We start from the raw sequence: 19029 nt of genomic DNA on the forward strand, positions 1-19029 counted from the left end.
TACAGATAACAGCCGGCGACCGGGTCTGGCAAACACTATTGGATAAATGGCACAGCGAAGTTTTTTACAATTCCCTGGCGAACTTTCGTCGTCTTCACTACACCAAGGGCCCATGGCTATAGTGTCCGGCGCCAATGCGCGTGCGCATCATTGATGAGAGGTCTGTATGAAAGTGAAGAACCTGGGATTGTTTCTGGCCGCTTGCGGCGCCATGGCCTTGGCCGGTTGCGCCTCGCCCACTGTGGTGACCCTGCAGAACGGCACCCAATACCTGACCCGGGACCAGCCCAAGACCAAGACCGCCGACGGCTTCTATGAATTCCAGGACATTTCCGGCAAGACCATCCGGGTCAAGGCGGACGATGTGGCCACCGTCCGCCAGGAAAAATGATCCGCTGCGGTTGAAGTCAGTGCGACCAGGGAAAGGGCCCCTGCCCTGGCTCGCAGAAAATCCCCAGGGGCTTGCCGCGCCTGGACAATTCGTTACGCACCTGCTGGCAACGCTCGCGCTCCCGGGCCTCGGCGTTGTCGATGCTGATGTTGCCGGTGGTATCCGGCCTCTTGTCGTCCCCCAGACGGACCTGGGCCCAGGGTTGTTCGGGTTGCACATGGAAGCGGCTCGGGGCCGGCTCCTCCTTCACTTCAGGCGCCGGCTGGCCGGCCGGCAACTGGTCCGGGGTCACCCCATAGCGCTTCAAAATCGAGCTGTGAGGCAATTCCTCGGCGGATGCCATGACCACCCACAGGGCCAGCACCACACCGCTCGCATACCTCTTGCTGTTACTCACCGTCAAAACTCTCCTGTCATTGCCGTAGCGTGAATGCCTGCCTGTACTAACGAGCTGACAAGTTTCAGCTTTACCGCTATTGGAGTCGCAAATCGACTGGCAGGTCACTTTCCCCCGGCAATGAACGGTGCGAGGCCCATTGCAGGCCTCGCGCCGCGCCGGCATCAGGCGAGAACGATGCCGGAACCGTTGAGGTGCTCCAGGCTGACCCCCACCAGGGTCACCGAGTCCTGGCCGAAGGTCAGCACCGTGTCGTTACCACTGCTGCTGGCATGAGCCCGATAGTCCTGGTCCGGCAGCACGCCGCTCACCCCCATGAACACCAGCTTGTCGCCACCCTGGTAGCCGAGGATGCGGTCCTGGCCAAAATGCCCGGTGAACAGAAAGGTATTGTTGCCGCCTCCGGCTTCCATCAGGTCGTTGCCGGCACCGCCAACGAACACGTCGTTGCCCTGGCCGCCGATCAGGTGGTCGTTGCCGTCCAGGCCGAACAGCCAGTCGCCGCCGGCATGGGCCTTGAGCACGTTGTCGCCCGCATCGCCCCTGACCGACGAGGCGTACTGGGTAACCTGCCCGCCGGCCTTGAGGCCCTGGTCGGTGACCTGGTGGATCACATCGTCCTTGAACAGGCCCCAGAGAAAGCCCGGCTCCTTGCTCTGGATCGCGCCAATGTCGCGGGTCATGCTGATACCGCCATTGGCGTCACGCAGGTACAGGGTCCCGGCGCCGTCGCTGGCAAAGCTGTAGTTCTTGACCGACTGCTGCAGGTCCAGGGTGTTGCTGCCCTGGCCGCCGAGGATGATGTTGTAGCCGCCGCTGTCGCGGAACGTATCGTTGCCGGCCCGGCCTTCCAGGTAGTCGTTGCCGCTGCCGCCCTGGATCAGGTCGTTGCCGTCGCTGCCGATGATGAAGGTGCTGCCCTTGTGGGTCTCGGCATTGCGGTTGAGGTCCTGGACCCAGGTACTGGCCCGGGCCGGGTCCGACAGGTTGGCTACCACGATGGTGGAGTCCTTGCTGGTGAAGTCGTAGAACTTCGACTCCAGCACCCGGTTCAGGCCGTCGCCGTAGCCGGTGGGCAGGTGGGAGAGCCAGGTGGGAATGTTGAGGATCGAGAACGGCAGCACATTCCACAGGGTCGAGGCGTAATGGTCGTTGAAGTTGACGATGTTGTTGGTCGCCGAGTCCTGGTGGGCGTCATGCACCCCGAGGGACGACAGGTTGAAGGTTGAGCCGTCCAGGGCGCGGAACACCGGGTCGTTCTCGTAGCCGATGTTCAGCACCTTGTCGCTGGCGCTCTGGGTCGGCGAGGCGTAGGCGATGTAGTTGGAGTCCTTGTAGAACCCCGACCAGCGTTCGCTGCTCAGGTCCGCCAGGCTGTTGACCCCCAGCCCGCCCAGGCTGTGGCCGCTGACCAGGACATCCTTGCCCGACAGGCCATTGGCCTGGGCGAAAGCCGCCACATCTCCCAGCAGCTTGCCGAACGCCTCGCCGGCATAGTTCTTCGCATAGTCCTTGGGGCCCAGGGCCGCCAGCAGGTCGTTGATCACATCACCGATGGTGTCACTGATCACCGATTCCCGTGGCCCGCTGGTGCCGCGAAAGGCAATGCCGATGGACTCCAGGTGGCCCTGGGCATCGTACTTGCCGAGGATTTCCACCTGGGCCGTGCCGTAGCCGGCCTTCTCGCCAAAGAAGGTTCCCCGGCCATCGACCTTGCCGTCGTAGCCCAGTTGCTGGGCGCTGATGGTGGACCAGCCGGCCTGGTGCAGGGCATCCAGCGCGGCCTTCTCGGAGTCGGGGTTCCAGGGAATGCCGGGGATTACCCCCTGGGAATTGCCGCTGCCGATCAGCGCCGTGACCAGGGTCGCCGGCAGGCCCAGACCGAAGCCGTTGTGCTGGTAGCCCTCGGCAAAGCCGTTGTCGATGTTGTGGTAGGAGTACAGGGTGATCGCCAGCGCATCGGAAAACAGCGCCTTGGAGTCACTTGCAGTGAAGTTCTTGTAGTCAAACACACCCATGGTATTGCCTCTTCTGTTGTTGGAATTGTCAGAGCAAACGCATGCCGCCCAAGCCCCATGGCGGGACTCGGGCAACTCGGTGAAGGGCCGGGGGACTGCTGGCTACCCGGCCTTCAGAACTGCCAGTCCAGGGTCAAGCCGACCCCATGACTCTTGTCCCGGGCCCCCAGCAACCCGTTGTAATCCAGGTTGACCCGAGTCCCTCGGCCCACGGCCATGCCGGCCCGGGCGCCAATGACCGCCGCGTCGCGATCCAGGGACAGGCTCTGCACCTTGAAGCCCTGCCCGCCCTCGACGAACCCCAGGTTCATCGTGGCGTCGGTGGGGCTCAGGTGGTGCTGCCAACCCAGGGTAGTCGACAGCTCCAGGCTTCGGGTCGAGCTCAGTTGCAGGCGTTGGCCAGCGCGCAGGCCCAGGGTCGTGAGCCAGGCCTCGCGGTGGTCAGCCGCACCCCTCAAGGCCGCGTCGCCGCCCTTCTCCTTGAAGCTGTCGCTGGCCACATTGACATAAGCCAGGTTAGCGAAGGGTTCAAGCGCCAGGGGTTGCAGGTCCAGGCTCCAGGCGGCCTCGGTAAACAGCTGGGCGCTCTGGGCGTCACGCTTGGTCTTGAGCCGCTCGGATTCCCCGGCAAACTGCAACTCGCGCTTGACGTCGATGCGGTGCCAGCTGTAGGAACCGCCCACACTCAGGCGCACGGCATCCAGTTGCTGGCCGACATAGGCCCCCAGGTGGTAGCTGTCGACCTTGGCCGAGGAATGGGTACCGTCGCCCATGTTCAGGGAACTGTCGCTGTAGCCACCGAACAGCCCCAGGCGCCGGCCCTCGCCCACTTCACCATCCACCCCGGCCAGCAAGCCGCCGATGGAGGTGTTGTAGCCGGCCTGGGAATGCCCGCCATCGGCCTTGCCCCAGGCGCCCAGGACCTTGAACCAGGCGCCTTCATCAAGGCTCTGGGTGCCGTTGCCGACAGCCCCGGCGTCCTGGCGCAGGCGCTCGCCCATGGTGTCGCGCAGGTGACGGCCCTGGTTGATCAGGACACTGGCCACAGCCGGGTGGATCTCCCCGGACAATTGCTGGAAGGCCTGCTGGGCACTGGCGGCAGTCGGCGCCAGCAGCAGGCTTTCGAACAGCGGGCTGCCGGCCCCCAGTTGCTCGGCGGCAGCCGCCACCGACACCTGGTTGTCGGTCAGGCCGACACTGGCGAACGAGCGCGCACTGCGCTGCACCGCCAACTGCACACCAGTGGCCGAGTAGTCCAGGCTGCCGGCAAGAAACAGGTAGCTGGGCAACACCGTGCCGAAGCTGCCCTGGACCCCGCCCGCCGCATCGAGGATGTCGAACTGGCGCCCCAGCACGCTGCCGCTGCCAGTGCTCGAAGGCTCCAGGACCATGGCCAGGTTGGCCCCGGCAATGGTCACTTGGCCGCTGCTGACGATCCGGTCGCTGGCGGTCGGCGACACCTCCACGGCGTAGGTCGAGCCCGGCCGGAAGGTCACGTCGCCGGCCACGTTCAGGGTGCCAATGGAGTTGCCCGGGGCCACCGTGGCCCCGGCGTTGGCCGTCAGCCCGCCGATCCGGCCATTGCCGCCGAGGGTTGCGCCCTGGTTCACCGTCACCGCCGACGTCAGGCTGCCGTTGACCGCCAGGCGGCCCTGGTTGACCAGGGTCGGGCCGGCGTAGCTGTTGTTGCCGCTGAGCACCAGGGTGCCGATGCCCTCCTTGGTCAGGCCGCCATGGCCGCTGATGTCGTTGCTCCAGATGTCGAAGCCGCAGTTGAACTGGGTACAGCGCCGCTGGGTGGGCTTGCCGGCGTCCAGCAGCGCTCCCACCCCCGGCAGGTTGGCTACCCACTGGGACGAGCCATAGGCGCCATCGATCCGCAGTTCCTGGGGGATGTCCTGCTCGGTGACCAGCATGCCCGGGCCGCGAATGCCCTTTTGCAGGTCGATCATGCCCCAGCCATACAGCTCGTCGATGCCCGGGGCGCCCATGTCCCGGGCGGTGGTGCGCAGCACCCCGGCGATCTGCGCCGCATCCATATAGGGAAAGCGCTCCATCAGTACCGCTGCCGCACCGGCGGCATGGGGCGCGGCCATCGAGGTGCCGTTCTTGTTGGCGTAGCCGACCGTCATGTCTTCCAGGCTGGTGCCACCGATCACGGCGCTGTAGATCCGTGTACCCGGGGCCGAGACACAGAAGCTCGCGGTGTAGCCGCAGCGTGAGGAAAAGGTACTGATGGTGTAAGGCTCGGCGCTGCTGGTGTCCGGGTTCTGCTGCAAGGCCGCCACTGTCAGCCACTGCGGGGCGATTTCCGGGACGAAATAGCCCAGCCCGGCGATGGCGTCCGGATTGTTCAGGTTGTAGTCGTTGCCGGCGGCGAAGATGGTCAGCACGCCACTGCGGGCCGCATTGATGGCACCGTCATAGGCACCGCCTTGCAAGGTGCCGAGCAAGGGCCGGATCTGGCTGAACTGGGCCTGGGCGTCACTCAGGCCGAAGTGCGGGAACGCCGGATCGCGCCCGCCCTTGGCGAATGCGTCGGTGATGCCGATGCCCCAGCTGTTGTTGATGATCCGCGCGCCACTGGCTACCAGGCCGTCCCAGCCGGCCTTGTACACCGCCCCATCGTTGCCCAGGATGATGCCGTCCTCGGGGCCAGGGTCGCCGTTCTCGGCACTGATGATCTGGGCGTCGAAGGCCACCCCATGCATGGCGCCGCCATCGCGGCTGCCGGCGGCGATACCGCCCACGTGAGTGCCGTGGGAACCGAGCTTGCCGTCCGAGCCCACCGAGGGCGTGCCGTCATAACGGAAGGCGTCTCCAGCCTTTACCGGAATGTAGGGATCGGTGTACTGGCGGATGCCGCTGGTCACCAGGGTGATGACCTTGTCGCTGCCGGCGAACTCGGGGTGCTGGGCATACACCGGCTGGTCGAAGATCCCCAGCTTGATGCCCTGGCCGGTGTAGCCGGCGGCATAGGCACTGTCGGCATGTATCGCCCCCAGGCCCCAGTCGGCCTTGAATTCGGCGCTGCGCCAACTGGCGGCGTCGCCGAGCTTGCCGGTTTCCACATAGGGCGCCGCCTGGGCACCAGTGGCCAGGGCCAGGCAACCGGCCAGGGCGCTGGCCAGCGGGCTGTACGCCCAGGGTAGCTGCCGGCAGCGAGGCCATCCGGAGCGGGTATTGCGAAGATGCGGTTGTCCAGGTTGAAACTGCTTCACTACGACCATCCTTAGTTGTATGGGCAATCGACCGGCGCGACGACGCTCTGCGCCGGGGTATGGCGACCGGCGCTTCAGAAGCGCCAGTCGAGGTTCAGCCCCACGTTGTGGAACTGTTCGGCATTGCCCAGCTGGCCCTGGTAATCCAGGCTCAGGTCCAGCTGGGCGGTGACTCCAAGGCGCGCCTGAAGCCCCAGCAGCGCCGCATCCCGGGACGCGCTTGCGCTGTCCACGGCAAAGCTCGGGCCGCCGCTGGCGAATGCCAGGTGCTGGCTGGAAGTGTCATGCCCCAGGCGGTGCTGCCAGGCCAGGCTGCTGGACAGCTCCAGGGGCTGGCCGCGGCTCAGGCTGAGACGCTTCAGGCCCCGGGCCCCCAGGCTGCCCAGCAGGGCCTCGGCGCTGTCGTCCCCGGCGCGCAGGGCCGCGGCGTCGCCCTTCTCGTGGAAGGCGTCACGCTGCAGGTGCAGGTAGGCCAGGTTGGCGAAGGGCTCCAACGTCAGGGCCGGTAGCTGCAGCCGATACGCTGCCTCGCTGAACAGCTGGCTGCTGCGGCCGTCGATCCGGGCCTTCTGCTTGGCGCTGGCTTCGGCGTATTGCAGGTCGCGGCGCACCTGGGCGCTATGCCAGCTGTGGCTGGCCCCCAGGCTCAGGCGCAGGTCGCCCAGGTCGCGCCCGGCATAGGCGCCCAAGTGGTAGCTGTCGATCTGCGCGCTGGAGTGGCTGGCGCCGCCCATGCGCAGCGAGGTGTCGCTGTAGCCGGCGGCCAGGCCGACCCGCGTGTCCGCGTCCAGGTCGCGGTCCAGCCCCAGCAGCACCCCACTGCCCTTGCCCTGGTAGGAACTGTGGCCCGAGTCGCCGTCAGTGCGCGCCTGCCCACCCAGGCCCTTGATCCAGAAACTCGCCTCGCCCTCCCCGGCATTTGGCCCCGGGCGCTGCAAGCGCTGGCCAAAGGCCTCGCGCAGGTCGCGGCCCTGATTGAGCAGGGTCTGCTCCAGGGCCGGGTAGATCTCCCCGGACAACTGTTGCAACGCCCCTTGAGCCGAAGCCGGCGAGGCCGACAGCAGCAGGCTTTCGTAGACCGGGTCGGCCGTGCCCAACTGCTCCACCGCCGAGGCCACCGCGCGCTGGTTGGGGCTGGCGGCCACGCTGGCAAAGGTCGCGGCGCTGCGCACCAGGCCCAGTTGCACGCCGCTGGCGGAGTAATCGACCACCGCGCCGAGAAACAGGTAGTTGGGTTGCACCAGGGCGAACTGGCCATCGATACCGCCCGCGGCCTGCAAGATGTCGAACTGGCGCCCGACCAGCCCCCGGACCTGCCCGGCGCTGAGCAGGTTGGCGTTGTGTTCCAGGCTCAGGCTGAGCTGGGCGCCCTCCAGATGCGCCCGGCCGCCGGCGACGATACGGTCGCTGGCGGTCGGCGACAGCTCCACGGCGTAGGTCGAACCTGGCTGGAAACTCACATCGCCGGCCACATTCAGGGTGCCGATGGAGTTGCCCGGGGCCACGCGCGCGCCGCGGGTCGCGGTCAGCGCCGCGACCTGCCCGCTGCCACCCAGGCTCGCGCCACTGTTGACCGTGACCGCGGATGCCAGGCTGCCATTGACCACCAGCAGCCCGCCATCGACCGTGGTCGGCCCGCGATAGCTACTGTCACCGCTGAGCAACAGCCAGCCGGCCCCGGACTTGACCAGGCTGCCCTGGTACAGGCGCTGCGCGGCCGCCGCATCCCGGGCCATGCCGACCGCGTAGTCGGTCAGTTCCTGCTGGCTGGCCTGGGCCCCCGGGCCCTGCTCCCAGCCACGATCCTTGAGAGTCTGTTGCCAGGCCTGGTGCTCGGCGGCATCCTCCACCTGGCGCTGGGCCAGGGCCTGGTCGGAGATGCCGTTGCTCCACACATCGCCCTGCCCGGCCTCCAGGTTGACCTTGAATGCCCCCAGCAACTGCCCGGGCCCGTGCAATGCCCGGCCCAGGTCCGGCACGCCCCAGCCCACCAGGCTGCCAGGGGCCTGGGTCAGCGAGCCATCGAGCTGGCGGGCGGTGGTCAGCAGCACCTGCAGGGCCTGCTGGTTGTCCAGATAGGGGTAGCGCTCCATCACCAGGGCCAGGGCCCCGGTGGCATGGGGCGCGGCCATCGAAGTGCCGTTGTAGGTGGCGTAGCCGCCCCCGGGCACAGTGCTGGTGATGGCCGCGCCGGGCGTGGCCAGGCACCAGTACTTGGCGATCCCGCACTGGTTGTATTTCTGCTGGTTGTTCTTGTCCAGGCCCGAGACCGCCAGCCAGTGCCCTTCCAGCTCCGGCTGAAAATACGGCAGTGCCGATCGCACGCTGGCATTGGCATAGCCGCTGTTGCCGGCGCTGAAGACGTTGATCACCCCCTGGCGCGAGACCTGCGCCGCCGCGTCGAGCCAGGTGTCCTGGCCGAAGTGCTGGGCATAGGCGGCGTGCAGGCCCTGGAGGGTCTGGTAGCTGACGTCCTTGGGCTGGCTGCCCCAGCTGTTGTTGATGACCCGCACCCCGGCGTCGGCCAGGGCACCGTACACCGCCTGGAAATAGCGCGGGTCGGGGCCCGGGCCGAAGAGCATGCTGTCATTGCCGTTGGTGTTGCCGACGTAGACCTGGGCATTGAAGGCCACCCCGTGCATGCCATTGCCGTCGCGGGCGGCGCCCATGGTGCCGGTGACGTGAGTGCCGTGGGTGTCGTTGTTGGCGTTGAGCACCCCGGAGACCTGGAACCCGCTGCCGTCCTGGTAGCTGCCGCTGGCGATCACCGGGTGAAAGCGCAGGGACGAGGCTTCGGCATGGGCCGCATCGAAGCCCGAATCCAGGGCACCGATCTTGACCCCGCTACCGGTAAGGCCGGCGGCGTAGGCCTGGTTCGCCTGCATCCGGTCCAGGCCCCAGTCCTGCAGGTATTCGGCGGAGCGCCAGCTGGCGGCATCACCGGGGCGACCGGTTTCCTGGTAGGCCGCCTGGGCCCCAACCGGCAGGTTCACGGCAAACGCCAGGAACACCCCGGCCGCCAGCACATTGAGCTGATGAACATTCACATCCATGTTGATGACTTCTCTTGTTGTTGTTCTGGGATCGACTTTCCGTAACCGATCAGCAACCACGGCTTACTTCATGGGACTGGCTCCTTGAGGGGTCGCGCCCCACGCCCAGGGGCGCCTGCTGCGGGCAAAGCTGTCGCCGCCGCAGCCCTTTTCAGGGGGCTGCGGGGCCTCTAGCGCTGGATATCGGTGAGGGTCAGGCGAAGACCAGGCCCGAGCCCGAAAGGCTGTCCATGCCGACCCCCACCAGGGTCACCGAGAACTCGCCGACACTGAGAAGGGTGTCGTTGCCGTTCTGCGACAAATGCTGGCTGTAGTCGTAATGGGCGTCGACCCCGGGCACGCCCATGAACACCAGCTTGTCGGTGTTCTGGTAGCCGTGGATCAGGTCGAAGCCGAAGTTGCCGCTGAACAGGAAGGTATTGCCCCCGCCACCGCTGGAGTGCATGACGTCGTTGCCGGTGCCGCCGACGAAGGTCACGTTGGCCTTGTCGCTGCTCAGCAGGTCATCGCCGCCATGGCCGAACAGCCAGTCGCCATCGACGCTGGCTACCAGCGCATCGCCGTAGGCATCGCCGTTGAGGGAATGGTTGTAGGCGGTCCACTGGTTGCCGTTCTGCAAGCCGTCGGCGGTGACGCTGTGGCTCACGTCCTTGCCGAACAGTTGCCACCAGCTTCCGGTCTCGTGGCTGACCAGGGCGCCGACGTCCCGGGTCATGCTGATGCCGCCGTAGGCATCACGGATATACAGGGTGCCGTCGCCGTCATTGGCGATGGAAAAGTTCTTCAGCGGCTGTTGCAGTTCCAGCACGTTATGGCCCTGCCCGCCATGGATGATGTTGTAGCCGCCGTCATCGCGGAAGCGATCATCGCCGGCCCCGCCATCCAGGTAGTCGTTGCCCTTGCCGCCGTGCAGCAGGTCGTTGCTCTGGGTGCCGATGATGAAGGTGCTGCCGGTGTGTTTTTCCGCGTACAGGTTGAGGTCCTTGACCCAGACCTGATCGCGCTTGCCCTCGGACAGGTTGGAAATAACCACGGTGGAGTCGCGGCTGGTCAGGTCATAGAAATCCGAGTTGATCAGGCGGTTGAGGCCGCCGGCGTAGTCCACCGCACTATGGGCCGACCAGGACTGCGGATTGAGGATGCTCTGGGGAATCAACTTGCCCAGGAACGATGAATAGTGATCGGTGAAGCTGACGATGTTGTTGGTCGCCGATTCCTGGGGCTTGTCGTGGGTGCCCAGGGACGAGGCGTTGAAATGAGTGCCGTCCAGGGCGCGGAACACCGGGTCGTTTTCATAACCGATGTTCAGCACCTGCGAGCTGTTGGCGCTCTGGGTCGGCGAAGCGAAGGCCACGTAGCTGGCGTCCTGGTAGAAGCCGCCCCAGTGATCGCTGCTCATGGCCGCCAGGCTGTTGACCCCAAGGCCGCCCAGGCTGTGGCCGGTGACCAGCACATCGCTGCCGCTCAAGCCCTGGGCCGCAGCAAAGGCCGCCACCTTGCCCAGCAGGTTGTCGAAGGCCAGGCGGCTGTAGTTGTCGGCAAAGCCCGACACAAAGGCCGCCTGCAGGTCGTTGATACCGTCCTTGAGGCTGTCGGTGCCGCGAAAGCTGATGCCGATGGACAGCAGTTGCCCGGCCGCGTCGTATTTGCCCAGCACCTCGACCTGGGCGTCGCTGACAATCGCCTGCTCGCCGGAAATCGTGCCCTGGGCGCTGACGTTGCCCTGGTAGCCCAGCTGGCTGGCGCTGATGGGGCGCCAGGCGGTGCCCGGCAGCGCCTCGCCGGTGGGTGTGGAGGCGTACAGCGCCAGAGTAATGGCTTCGCTGTAGAGGGCCTTGCCGTCACCGCCAAGGGCGGTCTTGTAATCGAAGATACTCATGCTCATTCCTCTTTTTTATTGTCCCTGAGCCTGCGGTCGGCAAGGCCTCCTAAGGCTGCGCGCGCTGGCCGAAAGCCTCGTCGACCCTGGCCAGATCCTCTTCCCGCAGAGTGCCTGCGTAGTAGTGCAGCTTGGTCCAGGCCATCAAGTAGTCATAGCGCGCCTGGGCCAGGTCGCGGCGGGTGGTGTAGAGCTGCTGTTCGGCGTTCAGTGCATCGAGGTTGACCCGTTCGCCCCCCAGGATGCTCTGCTTGGTCGAGACCACCAGGGCCTCGGCCGAAGTCAGGGCTTTCTGGTAGGCCCGCAACTTGCTCACCCCCGATAGACAGGCACTGAATTGGCGGCGGAGTTCAATCAGGGTTTCCCGGGTCTTGCCGTCCAGTTCGTACTCGGCCTGTTCCATGGAGCGGCTGGCCTGGCGGGTCGAGGCCGAGACCCCGCCCCCGGCATACAACGGCACGCTGACTTCGATACCGATGGTGTTGGTGTCGTAGCGCTGGTTGTAGGTGTTGCCGCTTTCCGATTCGTTCTGGCGCATGGTGGCGTAGGCGCTGAGTTTGGGCAGGTGCCCGGCGCGGTTGCGTTCCACCTCGTAGCGCGCGACCTCGACCCGCTGGCGCTGGGAAGCCAGCACCGGGTTGTTGCTCAGGGCCATCTCGTGCCAGGTGTCGTAGTTGGCCGGGGTCAGGGAGAAGGACTGGAAGTCTTCCTGCAAGGGGTCCAGATCCCGCACATCGAGGTTCGGCTCGCCGGTCAGGGCCGCCAGCTCGCGCAAGGCCGCGTCCTGCTCGTCCCGGGCTTCGATCTCTTCGGCGGTGGCCAATTCGTAGCGCGACTCGGCTTCGAGGATGTCGGTGCGGGTGCCCTCGCCCTGCTGGAACATGTGCCGGTTCTGCTGGAACTGCTGCTCGAAGGCCTTTTTCTTGGCCAGGGCGATGTCGATCTGGTCCTGGGCGAACAGCGCCTTGGTGTAGTAGCTCAGCACCCGCACCAGCAACTCCTGGCTCTTGCCGCGAAAGTTCTCGTCGGCAAACAGCGCCTGGGCCACGCCCTTGCGGTAATTGGCGTAGGCCTCGTAGTCGATCAGCGGCTGCTGCAGGGTCAGGGACGAACCGTAGCTGTCGTAGTTGCGTTTTTCGGTAATGGTGCCGCGCACCGTATCCAGGTAGCTGACCTTGGAGTTGTTATGGCCCTTGTTGTAGCTGTAGCCGACCTTGGGCAGCAGCCCGGCACGGCCGATGGAGCGGTTTTCAAGGCCGGCGTCGCGTTCCTTGATGGCGCCGAGGAACACCGGGTCGTTACGCAGGGCCTGTTCGTAGATCTGGAACGGGCCCACCGCCTGGGCCGTCTGGCAGGCCAACAGCGCCAGAGCCGCCGCGAGAATGGAAAGCTTACTCATACGACGCGACATCCTTATTCTTCGGTCAGTGCAGAACCTGCCCGGTCGAGCAGTGGCTTGAACAGGTAATTGAGCAGGGAACGCTCGCCAGTGCGCACGAACATTTCCGCCGGCATGCCGGGCTTGATCACCAGGCCGTTGAGCTTCTCCATGGCCTGGTCGCTGACACTGCTGCGCAGCACGTAGTAGGGCATGCCGGTTTTCTCGTCGAGCATCTGGTCGGCGGAAATCAGGCTGACTTCGCCCGGCACTCGTGGCGTGCGGCTCTGGTTGAAGGCGGTGAACAGGATGTCCACCGGCAAGTGGGTGCCGACCTTGTCCACCAGGTTCACCGGCAGCCGCCCTTCCACCTCCAGGTGAGTGCCCTGGGGCACGATTTCCAGCAGGGTCTCGCCCTGGCGCACCACCGCGCCCTCGGTGTGCACCCCGAGGTTGACCGCGATGCCGTCGGCGGTGGCGATGATCTCGCTGTGCTGCAGGTCGAAACCGGCAGAGGTCAGTTGCTGCTCCAGGGTCTGGGTCTTGAGCTGGGCTTCGGCCAACTGGCTGCGCACCTCTTTCTGGTACTCCTCGCTGTGCTGTTGCAGCTTGAGCCGGGATTCGAGGATGCCCTGCTCCACTCGCCCGCTTTCCCCGGTGTTCTGCGCCAGTTCCTGCTGCACCTGGGACAGTTGGCGCTGATATTCCAGCAGGCGATTGCGCGGGATGTAGCCGTTGTCCGCCAAAGGTTGCAGGTTGCTCAGTTGCTGGCGCAGGGATTCGGCCTGGCTACCGAGGTCGGTGCGGGCCCGGCGCATGCCGGCCAGTTGCGCGGTGGCGCCTTCGATATTGGCACGGATGCCCGCCTGCTCCCGGGAGAATGCCTCGCGCCGGCTGCTGAACAACTGGCGCTGGCCCTCCAGCACCAGGGCCAGGCGCGGATCGTCGCTGTCGCTCAGGGGCGCGGGGAAATCCACCTGCTTGAGGTTGTCGCGCTCGCTGCGCCAGCGCGCCAGGCTGGCCATGGCCATGCGGTACTGGGCTTGCAGCGATTGCACGTCCGCCGCCACCTGGGTCTGGTCCAGGCGAAACAGCGGCTGGCCCTGCTTCACGCTTTCGCCCTCGCGCACCAGGATCCGGCTGACCACCCCGCTGCTCATGGACTGCACCGCCTTGCGTTTGCCGGACACCACCACCGTGCCTTGCACCGGAATGCCCTGGTCCAGGGGCGCCAGCGCCGCCCAGACGAAGAAACTGCCCGCCCCCACCAGGGCCAGGATCCAGCCCATGCGGGCGAAAAAGCCCGCGTCACGCTCGACCCGTTCCGGCGCGTAACCCTCTTCGATCATCATGTTGCTGTCCTTGCTCATGCGCCTGAATTCCGTGTCGGAGCCTGGTATTGCCGGCTCATGCTGAGGCCGCCGTGCGCCGCTGCAACGGGCTTGGGCGCCTCCTGGGCCTGGGCTTGCTGGCCGCCGGCCAGGGCCTTGAGCACTTCCTGGCTCGGGCCGAAGGCCTGCAAGCGGCCTTCGTTGAGTACCAGCAGTTTGTCGGCCAGGGCCAGCACCGAGGACCGGTGGGTCACCAGCACCACGCTGGTACCCCGGGCCTTGAGCTGGGCAATGGCTGCCGCCAGGGCACTTTCGCCCACGGTATCGAGGTTGGAATTGGGTTCGTCCAGCACCACCAGGCTCGGGCTGCCATACAGCGCCCGGGCCAGGGCCACCCGCTGCTTCTGGCCACCGGACAGGCCGCTGCCGTCATCGCCGAGCACGGTGTCGTAGCCCTGGGGCAGGCGCAGGATCAGCTCATGCACCCCGGCCATCTGCGCGGCCTGGACCACCTGCTCCGGGTCGGCCTGGCGAAAGCGTGCGATGTTCTCGGCGATGCTGCCGGTAAACAGCTCGATATCCTGGGGCAGATAGCCGATGTAGGGCCCCAGTTCGTCGCGGTTCCAGCGATGGATATCGGCCCCGTCCAGGCGCACGGTACCGCCCAGGGCCGGCCATACGCCCACCAGTACCCGGGCCAGGGTCGACTTGCCGGAACCGGAGGCCCCCAGCACGCCAAGCACTTCGCCGGCATTGATGCTGAAGTTCACCTGTTGCAGGGTCGCCATCCGCCGTCCGGGTGGGCCTGCGCTGACCTGCTCGAAGCTCACCTGGCCCTTGGGCGCCGGCAAGGACATCGCCATATCGCTGGGCGGGAACTCGCGCAGCAGCGCATCCAGGCGGCCGTAGGCCAGCTTGGCCGAACTCCATTGCTTCCACACCGCAATCAACTGGTCGATGGGGCTCAGCACCCGGCCCATGAGGATCGAACCGGCAATCATCATCCCCGCGGTCATGTCGCCCTTGATCACCAGCAAGGCACCCAGGCCCAGCACCAGGGATTGCAGGCACAGACGCAAGGTCTTGCTCAGGGAGCTGATCACCGAGCCGGTATCGCTGGCCTGGTTCTGCAGGCCGAGAAAGCGCGAGTGCACGGCGAACCAGCGTTTGCGCAAGGCGCCGAGCATGCCCATGGCCTGGATGGTTTCGGCGTTGTGCAGGTGGCTGGTGGCCAGCTGGGTGGAACGCTGCGAAAAACCGCTGGCCTCGGCCAGGTCCTTCTTGGTCATCGCTTCGTTGAGGTACGCCAGGGCAATCAGCAACAACGCGCCTACAGTGGCGAACACTCCGAGCCAGACGTTGAAGGCGTAGATCACCAGCAGGTAGATGGGGAACCAGGGTGCATCGAAGAAGGCGAACAGTGCCGGCCCGGTGAGGAACTGGCGAATATGGGTCAAATCCCCCAGGGACTGCCCCGCATGGCCCTCGCCCCGGGACAGGTTGCGCTCGAACGCGGCCTGGTAGACCCGCAGGTTGAAGCGGCGCTCCAGCTGGCTGCCGATGCGGATCACGATAAAGCTGCGCAGCACTTCCAGAAGACCGATAAAGACGAAGAAGCCCACCACCATCAACGACAGCATCACCAGGGTGGTTTCATTCTGCGACGACAGTACCCGGTCGTAGACCTGCAACATATAGATGGAAGGCACCAGCATCAGCACGTTAATCAACGCAGTGAAACAACCGACACTGATGAGGATGCCCTTATATTCGCCCAGTGCCTTGAACAGTGGTGCAGGATGATTGTTCTTCACCATTTCTAACATTTTCCCTGAGCTGTTAATCCGCGCCCGCTAGCGTGGAACCAATGTAGCCTACAACTAACAACCCGCACTACTTAGTTGCTGAATCCTGCGGACACGAATAATTCGGACAGCTGTATCCAACAGCAGCCCGAACATGTTCCTGCCGACCAAGAGAGTGGCGATATAATGGCCGTCGTTTATTAGACGAACACACTCATCGCTTAATTAGCGGCGCGTTGTAACACAATCAGACCGTCGGCTTTCAGGCGGGCTTCGTAGAGGCCCTCTTTCTGGCGACTGAAGAAAATGATTTTCGAGCCTTCGCGGCCGGTAATGGCAATGCCATCGGGCTCCGGGAACCAGCCCACCGCGGCTTCCCCGAGCCATTTCGACAGGCAGTCGGCGCCGTCGCCCAGGGCGGCGTTGTGCAGCAGGTCCAGGGTGCAACCTTCAGCGGGTGCGGCTGCCTGTTGCAGCTGCCAGTGTCCAACCAGTTCCGAGGGGTCCGCCAAGCGCAGGCTGCTTGCCATGGTGATTGCTCCATAAAAGATCATCAGTGTCGCCAGCAGCCATCGGGCCGCCCGGCAACAGGAAATATGCAGGGTCATAGGGTGCTCCGTTCGCCCGGTAGACTCGCTCAGGCCAGGGCCCAAAGCAAGAACGCAGAGCCGCTCGACTGCGCGGCCCTGTGCTCATTTCACTCAGGCGACGATGTCGCTGACCGCTGCCTGGCCCACGGTGCTGACCAGGAAGTCCGCCACGCCATGCCCGGAGAAGTCCACGGACAAGGTGCTCACGCCCCCGGAGGTGGTGAGGATCGCGTCACCCGCCGCGCCGGTGAAGGCGTTGACGAAGTGCAGGCCGGCGCCCTTGGTGATCCCGGTCAGATCGATCTTGTCCAGGCCGCTGACAAAATCCATGATCTGGTCGGCCGCACCCGGCTTGGAGTCGGTGCTGGCGGCGAACACGAAGGTGTCCGAGCCCGAGCCGCCCCACAGCTGATCTGCACCGCCGGCGCCGTAGATGATGTCGTTGCCGGCACCACCCTTGAGCACGTTGGCGGCGTTGTTGCCGATCAACAGGTCGTTGCCCGAACCGCCGATGGCGTTCTCCACGGTCACGCCCTGAGCGATGGAAACGTTACCCACCATGCCGCCAACGTCGGAGAACGAGGCTTCATTGAGGTTGATCTTCTGGTTCTGGGTGAAACCGGAGAAATCCAGGGTATCGTTGCCGCCACCGTCCCACACCGAGAACACCAGCTTGTCGGAAGACGAGCTGGCGCTGTAGAAATCACGCCCGGTGTTGGAGTTGAAGCCGTAGGTGGTATCGCCGGCACGGGTGCTGTAGTTGGCACCGTAGAGTTTCTGGATAGCCGCGATATCGTCCATCAGCGGGCCGGACGAATAGGCTTCGACCCCGCCCTTACTGAAGTTCTGGCTGGTATTGCTTTCACTCCAGTAGCTCATGACGCTGTAGCCACGGGTGTCCTGGCCGTAGCTGGCGTCCTTGTAGCTGGGGTTGCCTTCGCCGGCGTTGTAGTCGCCAGGGTGAGCCAGGCCCAGGGTGTGACCGATCTCATGGGTCAGGGTCTGACGGCCATAGTTGTTCAGGTCGGGGTTCTTGTTCTGGGTGTAGCTGCTGTTGATCAGGTACCACGAGGTGCCGTCGTAGCCGGCGCCGGTACCTGGCAGGTAGGCAAATGCCGCCGCGCCATCCTGGCCACCGCTGTAGTTGCCGAAGGTCATGTGGGCGTCGCCACCCGAGGCTTTCTCGGTAAACACGACGTTGGCCACGTCAGCCCAGGACTGCATGGCCAGGACTGCCTGGGCCTTCTGCTGGGCGCTGAACTGGCTGAACCCGGAGATGCCATGCTTATACATGGTGCTCGAGGAAGCCGAGGTCAGGAAGGTATAGGTCAGATCGATCTTGCCGTTACCGTTCAGGTCCTTGTAGGCAGCGCCGTCACGCAGCAGTTGCGTGGCGGCCTGATCGACCGAGAACGAAGGTTTGCCATTGACCGTGAGATTGCCGCCACGATCGTATTGGTGGCTGAAGCTATTGATCTGGTTATACGCCGAACTTGCTGCGGCCAAAGGCACCAGTTGTTGTTCGGCAGATGCAATAGCGTTCTCTGTTACTTTCGACATAAACACACTTCCTTGTAATCAATGGAACAGTTTTTGTCAGATAGCGACAATCCCTGGCGAGATCGTCCTATCACTCGCCCTAAGCAGGCGCAAGAAAACTGACACAATTTGAAATCAGGCGTCCACTACTTTTTTGACGTCAAATCTCACTGTTCCAGCGAACTCCAGCAAACAATGACTGTACAGTCGAAAGATTCTTTTCCAACTGATTAACGGCAGTCATTGTCCGACAATCTACAATTTAATTATTAAATATCCATATAAACAGTTATGTCGACCGCGTCGCACTTCTTAGTCCGTTAACTTCTGTTCCAACCAGTTAGTTCCAATGTTTCCAGCAACACTTGCGCAGTCAGGGCCGGCACTTGCACGCCGTCGGTGCTGGTCATGGGCACCCCCGCCAGCAGGGCGTTGATGATGGCTTCCTCCACCGCTTCGGCGGCTGCGCTGAACAAGGGCGAGATGTGATCGTTGTTGAGCATCGCCAGCGGCGTGCTGAAACCCAGGCCCTTGCGCCCGTAGTCCGCCGTCGGCAAGTCCCGGTTTCCCGTGGCAAAGGCCAGGAAGATATCGCCGCTGGAATCCTCGGTGCCTCCGCCGGTGCGGGCGATGCCGATGGATGCGCGCTGGGCCAGGCGCTGGCACTGGTGCGGCAACAGCGGCGCATCGGTGGCCAGTATCACCACGATCGAGCCCATGCCCGGGGTCCCGCGCTCGGCAAACGGCGAAGGGATATGCCCCAGCCGGCGCCCCACTGGATAGCCATCGACCCGCAGTTCCTCGCGTTTGCCGTGGTTGGCCTGGACCAGGGCACCGACGGTGTAGCCGCCCTGCTCGACCGTCAGCCGCCGCGACGCCGTACCGATGCCGCCCTTGAACTCATGGCAGATCATCCCGGTGCCGCCGCCGACCGCACCCTCGGCCACCGGCCCGGACTCGGCGCAGGCCATGGCTTCGCGCACCTGCTGCACCCCCACATGCTGGCCCCAGATGTCATTCAACAGGCCGTCGTAGGTTTCCATCACCACTGGCATGCACCAGTACACCGCCGGGTCTTGCAACGCCTCGCGCTCCAGGGCGATCAAGGCATCGCGCACCACGCCCACACTGTGGGTGTTGGTGATCGCCAGCGGCGTGGTCAGGGTGCCGGCCTCGCGAATCCACTCCAGGCCCGTGGCATCGCCATTGCCGTTGAGCACATGGCAACCGGCAAAGCACGGCTGCTGGCGGGCGTGCCCGGCGCGGGGCTGGACCAGGGTAACCCCGGTGCGCACCTGTTTGCCGTCCACGCTGGTATTCAAGGTGCTGTGGCCAACCCGCACCCCGGGAACATCGGTGATCGCATTGAACGGGCCTGGCGTCCCCAGGCCCAGGCGGATGCCCAATTGACGTGCTCGCATAACCAC

General features: G+C 64.8%; 12 protein-coding genes. 1 reads left to right on the plus strand and 11 read right to left on the minus strand.

Annotation, left to right across the window (positions count from 1 at the left end):
• Positions 1-166: 166 nt before the first annotated feature.
• The gene (locus KI242_RS16765) at positions 167-391 is read left to right on the plus strand and encodes a YgdI/YgdR family lipoprotein (protein WP_011061484.1); all 225 of its coding nucleotides are present in this window, start codon (positions 167-169) and stop codon (positions 389-391) included.
• Positions 392-407: 16 nt separating this feature from the next.
• Here the strand turns inward: KI242_RS16765 and KI242_RS16770 are convergent, their stop codons facing one another.
• The 11 genes from KI242_RS16770 to KI242_RS16820 form a co-directional block, all read right to left on the minus strand.
• Complete coding sequence (locus tag KI242_RS16770; protein WP_041118378.1) at positions 408-788, minus strand: hypothetical protein; 381 nt, start codon at positions 786-788, stop codon at positions 408-410.
• 164 nt (positions 789-952) lie between these two features.
• A complete protein-coding gene (locus KI242_RS16775) occupies positions 953-2806 on the minus strand; it encodes a polyurethanase (RefSeq protein WP_212805358.1) in 1854 nt (617 codons plus the stop codon).
• 113 nt (positions 2807-2919) lie between these two features.
• A complete protein-coding gene (locus tag KI242_RS16780) occupies positions 2920-6036 on the minus strand; it encodes an autotransporter serine protease (protein ID WP_212805359.1) in 3117 nt (1038 codons plus the stop codon).
• A gap of 65 nt (positions 6037-6101) precedes the next feature.
• A complete protein-coding gene (locus KI242_RS16785) occupies positions 6102-9080 on the minus strand; it encodes an autotransporter serine protease (protein WP_212805360.1) in 2979 nt (992 codons plus the stop codon).
• Between the two features lie 193 nt (positions 9081-9273).
• On the minus strand, positions 9274-10959 hold the full coding sequence (locus KI242_RS16790) for a polyurethanase (protein WP_212805361.1): 1686 nt from the start codon (positions 10957-10959) through the stop codon (positions 9274-9276).
• Positions 10960-11008: 49 nt separating this feature from the next.
• Positions 11009-12370, minus strand: coding sequence for a TolC family outer membrane protein (locus KI242_RS16795; RefSeq protein ID WP_212805362.1), 1362 nt, complete (start codon positions 12368-12370; stop codon positions 11009-11011).
• A 2-nt stretch (positions 12371-12372) separates the two neighbouring features.
• Entirely contained in the window at positions 12373-13707 is a 1335-nt protein-coding gene (locus KI242_RS16800; protein WP_015635758.1) for an HlyD family type I secretion periplasmic adaptor subunit, read from the minus strand.
• Positions 13704-15485, minus strand: coding sequence for a type I secretion system permease/ATPase (locus KI242_RS16805; protein ID WP_212805363.1), 1782 nt, complete (start codon positions 15483-15485; stop codon positions 13704-13706). Before KI242_RS16805 ends, KI242_RS16800 begins: the two co-directional genes overlap by 4 nt.
• A gap of 209 nt (positions 15486-15694) precedes the next feature.
• Positions 15695-16081, minus strand: coding sequence for an AprI/Inh family metalloprotease inhibitor (locus KI242_RS16810; RefSeq protein ID WP_011061493.1), 387 nt, complete (start codon positions 16079-16081; stop codon positions 15695-15697).
• A gap of 93 nt (positions 16082-16174) precedes the next feature.
• Positions 16175-17623: a serralysin family metalloprotease gene (locus tag KI242_RS16815; protein WP_011061494.1), complete on the minus strand. Its 1449-nt coding sequence runs from the start codon at positions 17621-17623 to the stop codon at positions 16175-16177.
• Positions 17624-17922: 299 nt separating this feature from the next.
• Positions 17923-19023 carry a P1 family peptidase gene (locus KI242_RS16820; protein WP_212805364.1) on the minus strand — a complete coding sequence of 367 codons (1101 nt, stop codon included), beginning with the start codon at positions 19021-19023 and terminating at the stop codon, positions 17923-17925.
• Positions 19024-19029 lie beyond the last annotated feature (6 nt).

Source organism: Pseudomonas sp. Eqa60, from assembly GCF_018326405.1.
GTDB lineage: Bacteria > Pseudomonadota > Gammaproteobacteria > Pseudomonadales > Pseudomonadaceae > Aquipseudomonas > Aquipseudomonas protegens.

Bases quoted from the DNA above. Each gene is read 5' to 3' on its own strand.
- KI242_RS16765 (WP_011061484.1), top strand. From the start codon at position 167: ATGAAAGTGAAGAACCTGGGATTGTTTCTGGCCGCTTGCGGCGCCATG.
- KI242_RS16775 (WP_212805358.1), bottom strand. From the start codon at position 2,806: ATGGGTGTGTTTGACTACAAGAACTTCACTGCAAGTGACTCCAAGGCG.
- KI242_RS16780 (WP_212805359.1), bottom strand. From the start codon at position 6,036: ATGGTCGTAGTGAAGCAGTTTCAACCTGGACAACCGCATCTTCGCAAT.
- KI242_RS16785 (WP_212805360.1), bottom strand. From the start codon at position 9,080: ATGGATGTGAATGTTCATCAGCTCAATGTGCTGGCGGCCGGGGTGTTC.
- KI242_RS16790 (WP_212805361.1), bottom strand. From the start codon at position 10,959: ATGAGTATCTTCGATTACAAGACCGCCCTTGGCGGTGACGGCAAGGCC.
- KI242_RS16795 (WP_212805362.1), bottom strand. From the start codon at position 12,370: ATGTCGCGTCGTATGAGTAAGCTTTCCATTCTCGCGGCGGCTCTGGCG.
- KI242_RS16800 (WP_015635758.1), bottom strand. From the start codon at position 13,707: ATGAGCAAGGACAGCAACATGATGATCGAAGAGGGTTACGCGCCGGAA.
- KI242_RS16805 (WP_212805363.1), bottom strand. From the start codon at position 15,485: ATGGTGAAGAACAATCATCCTGCACCACTGTTCAAGGCACTGGGCGAA.
- KI242_RS16810 (WP_011061493.1), bottom strand. From the start codon at position 16,081: ATGACCCTGCATATTTCCTGTTGCCGGGCGGCCCGATGGCTGCTGGCG.
- KI242_RS16815 (WP_011061494.1), bottom strand. From the start codon at position 17,623: ATGTCGAAAGTAACAGAGAACGCTATTGCATCTGCCGAACAACAACTG.
- KI242_RS16820 (WP_212805364.1), bottom strand. From the start codon at position 19,023: ATGCGAGCACGTCAATTGGGCATCCGCCTGGGCCTGGGGACGCCAGGC.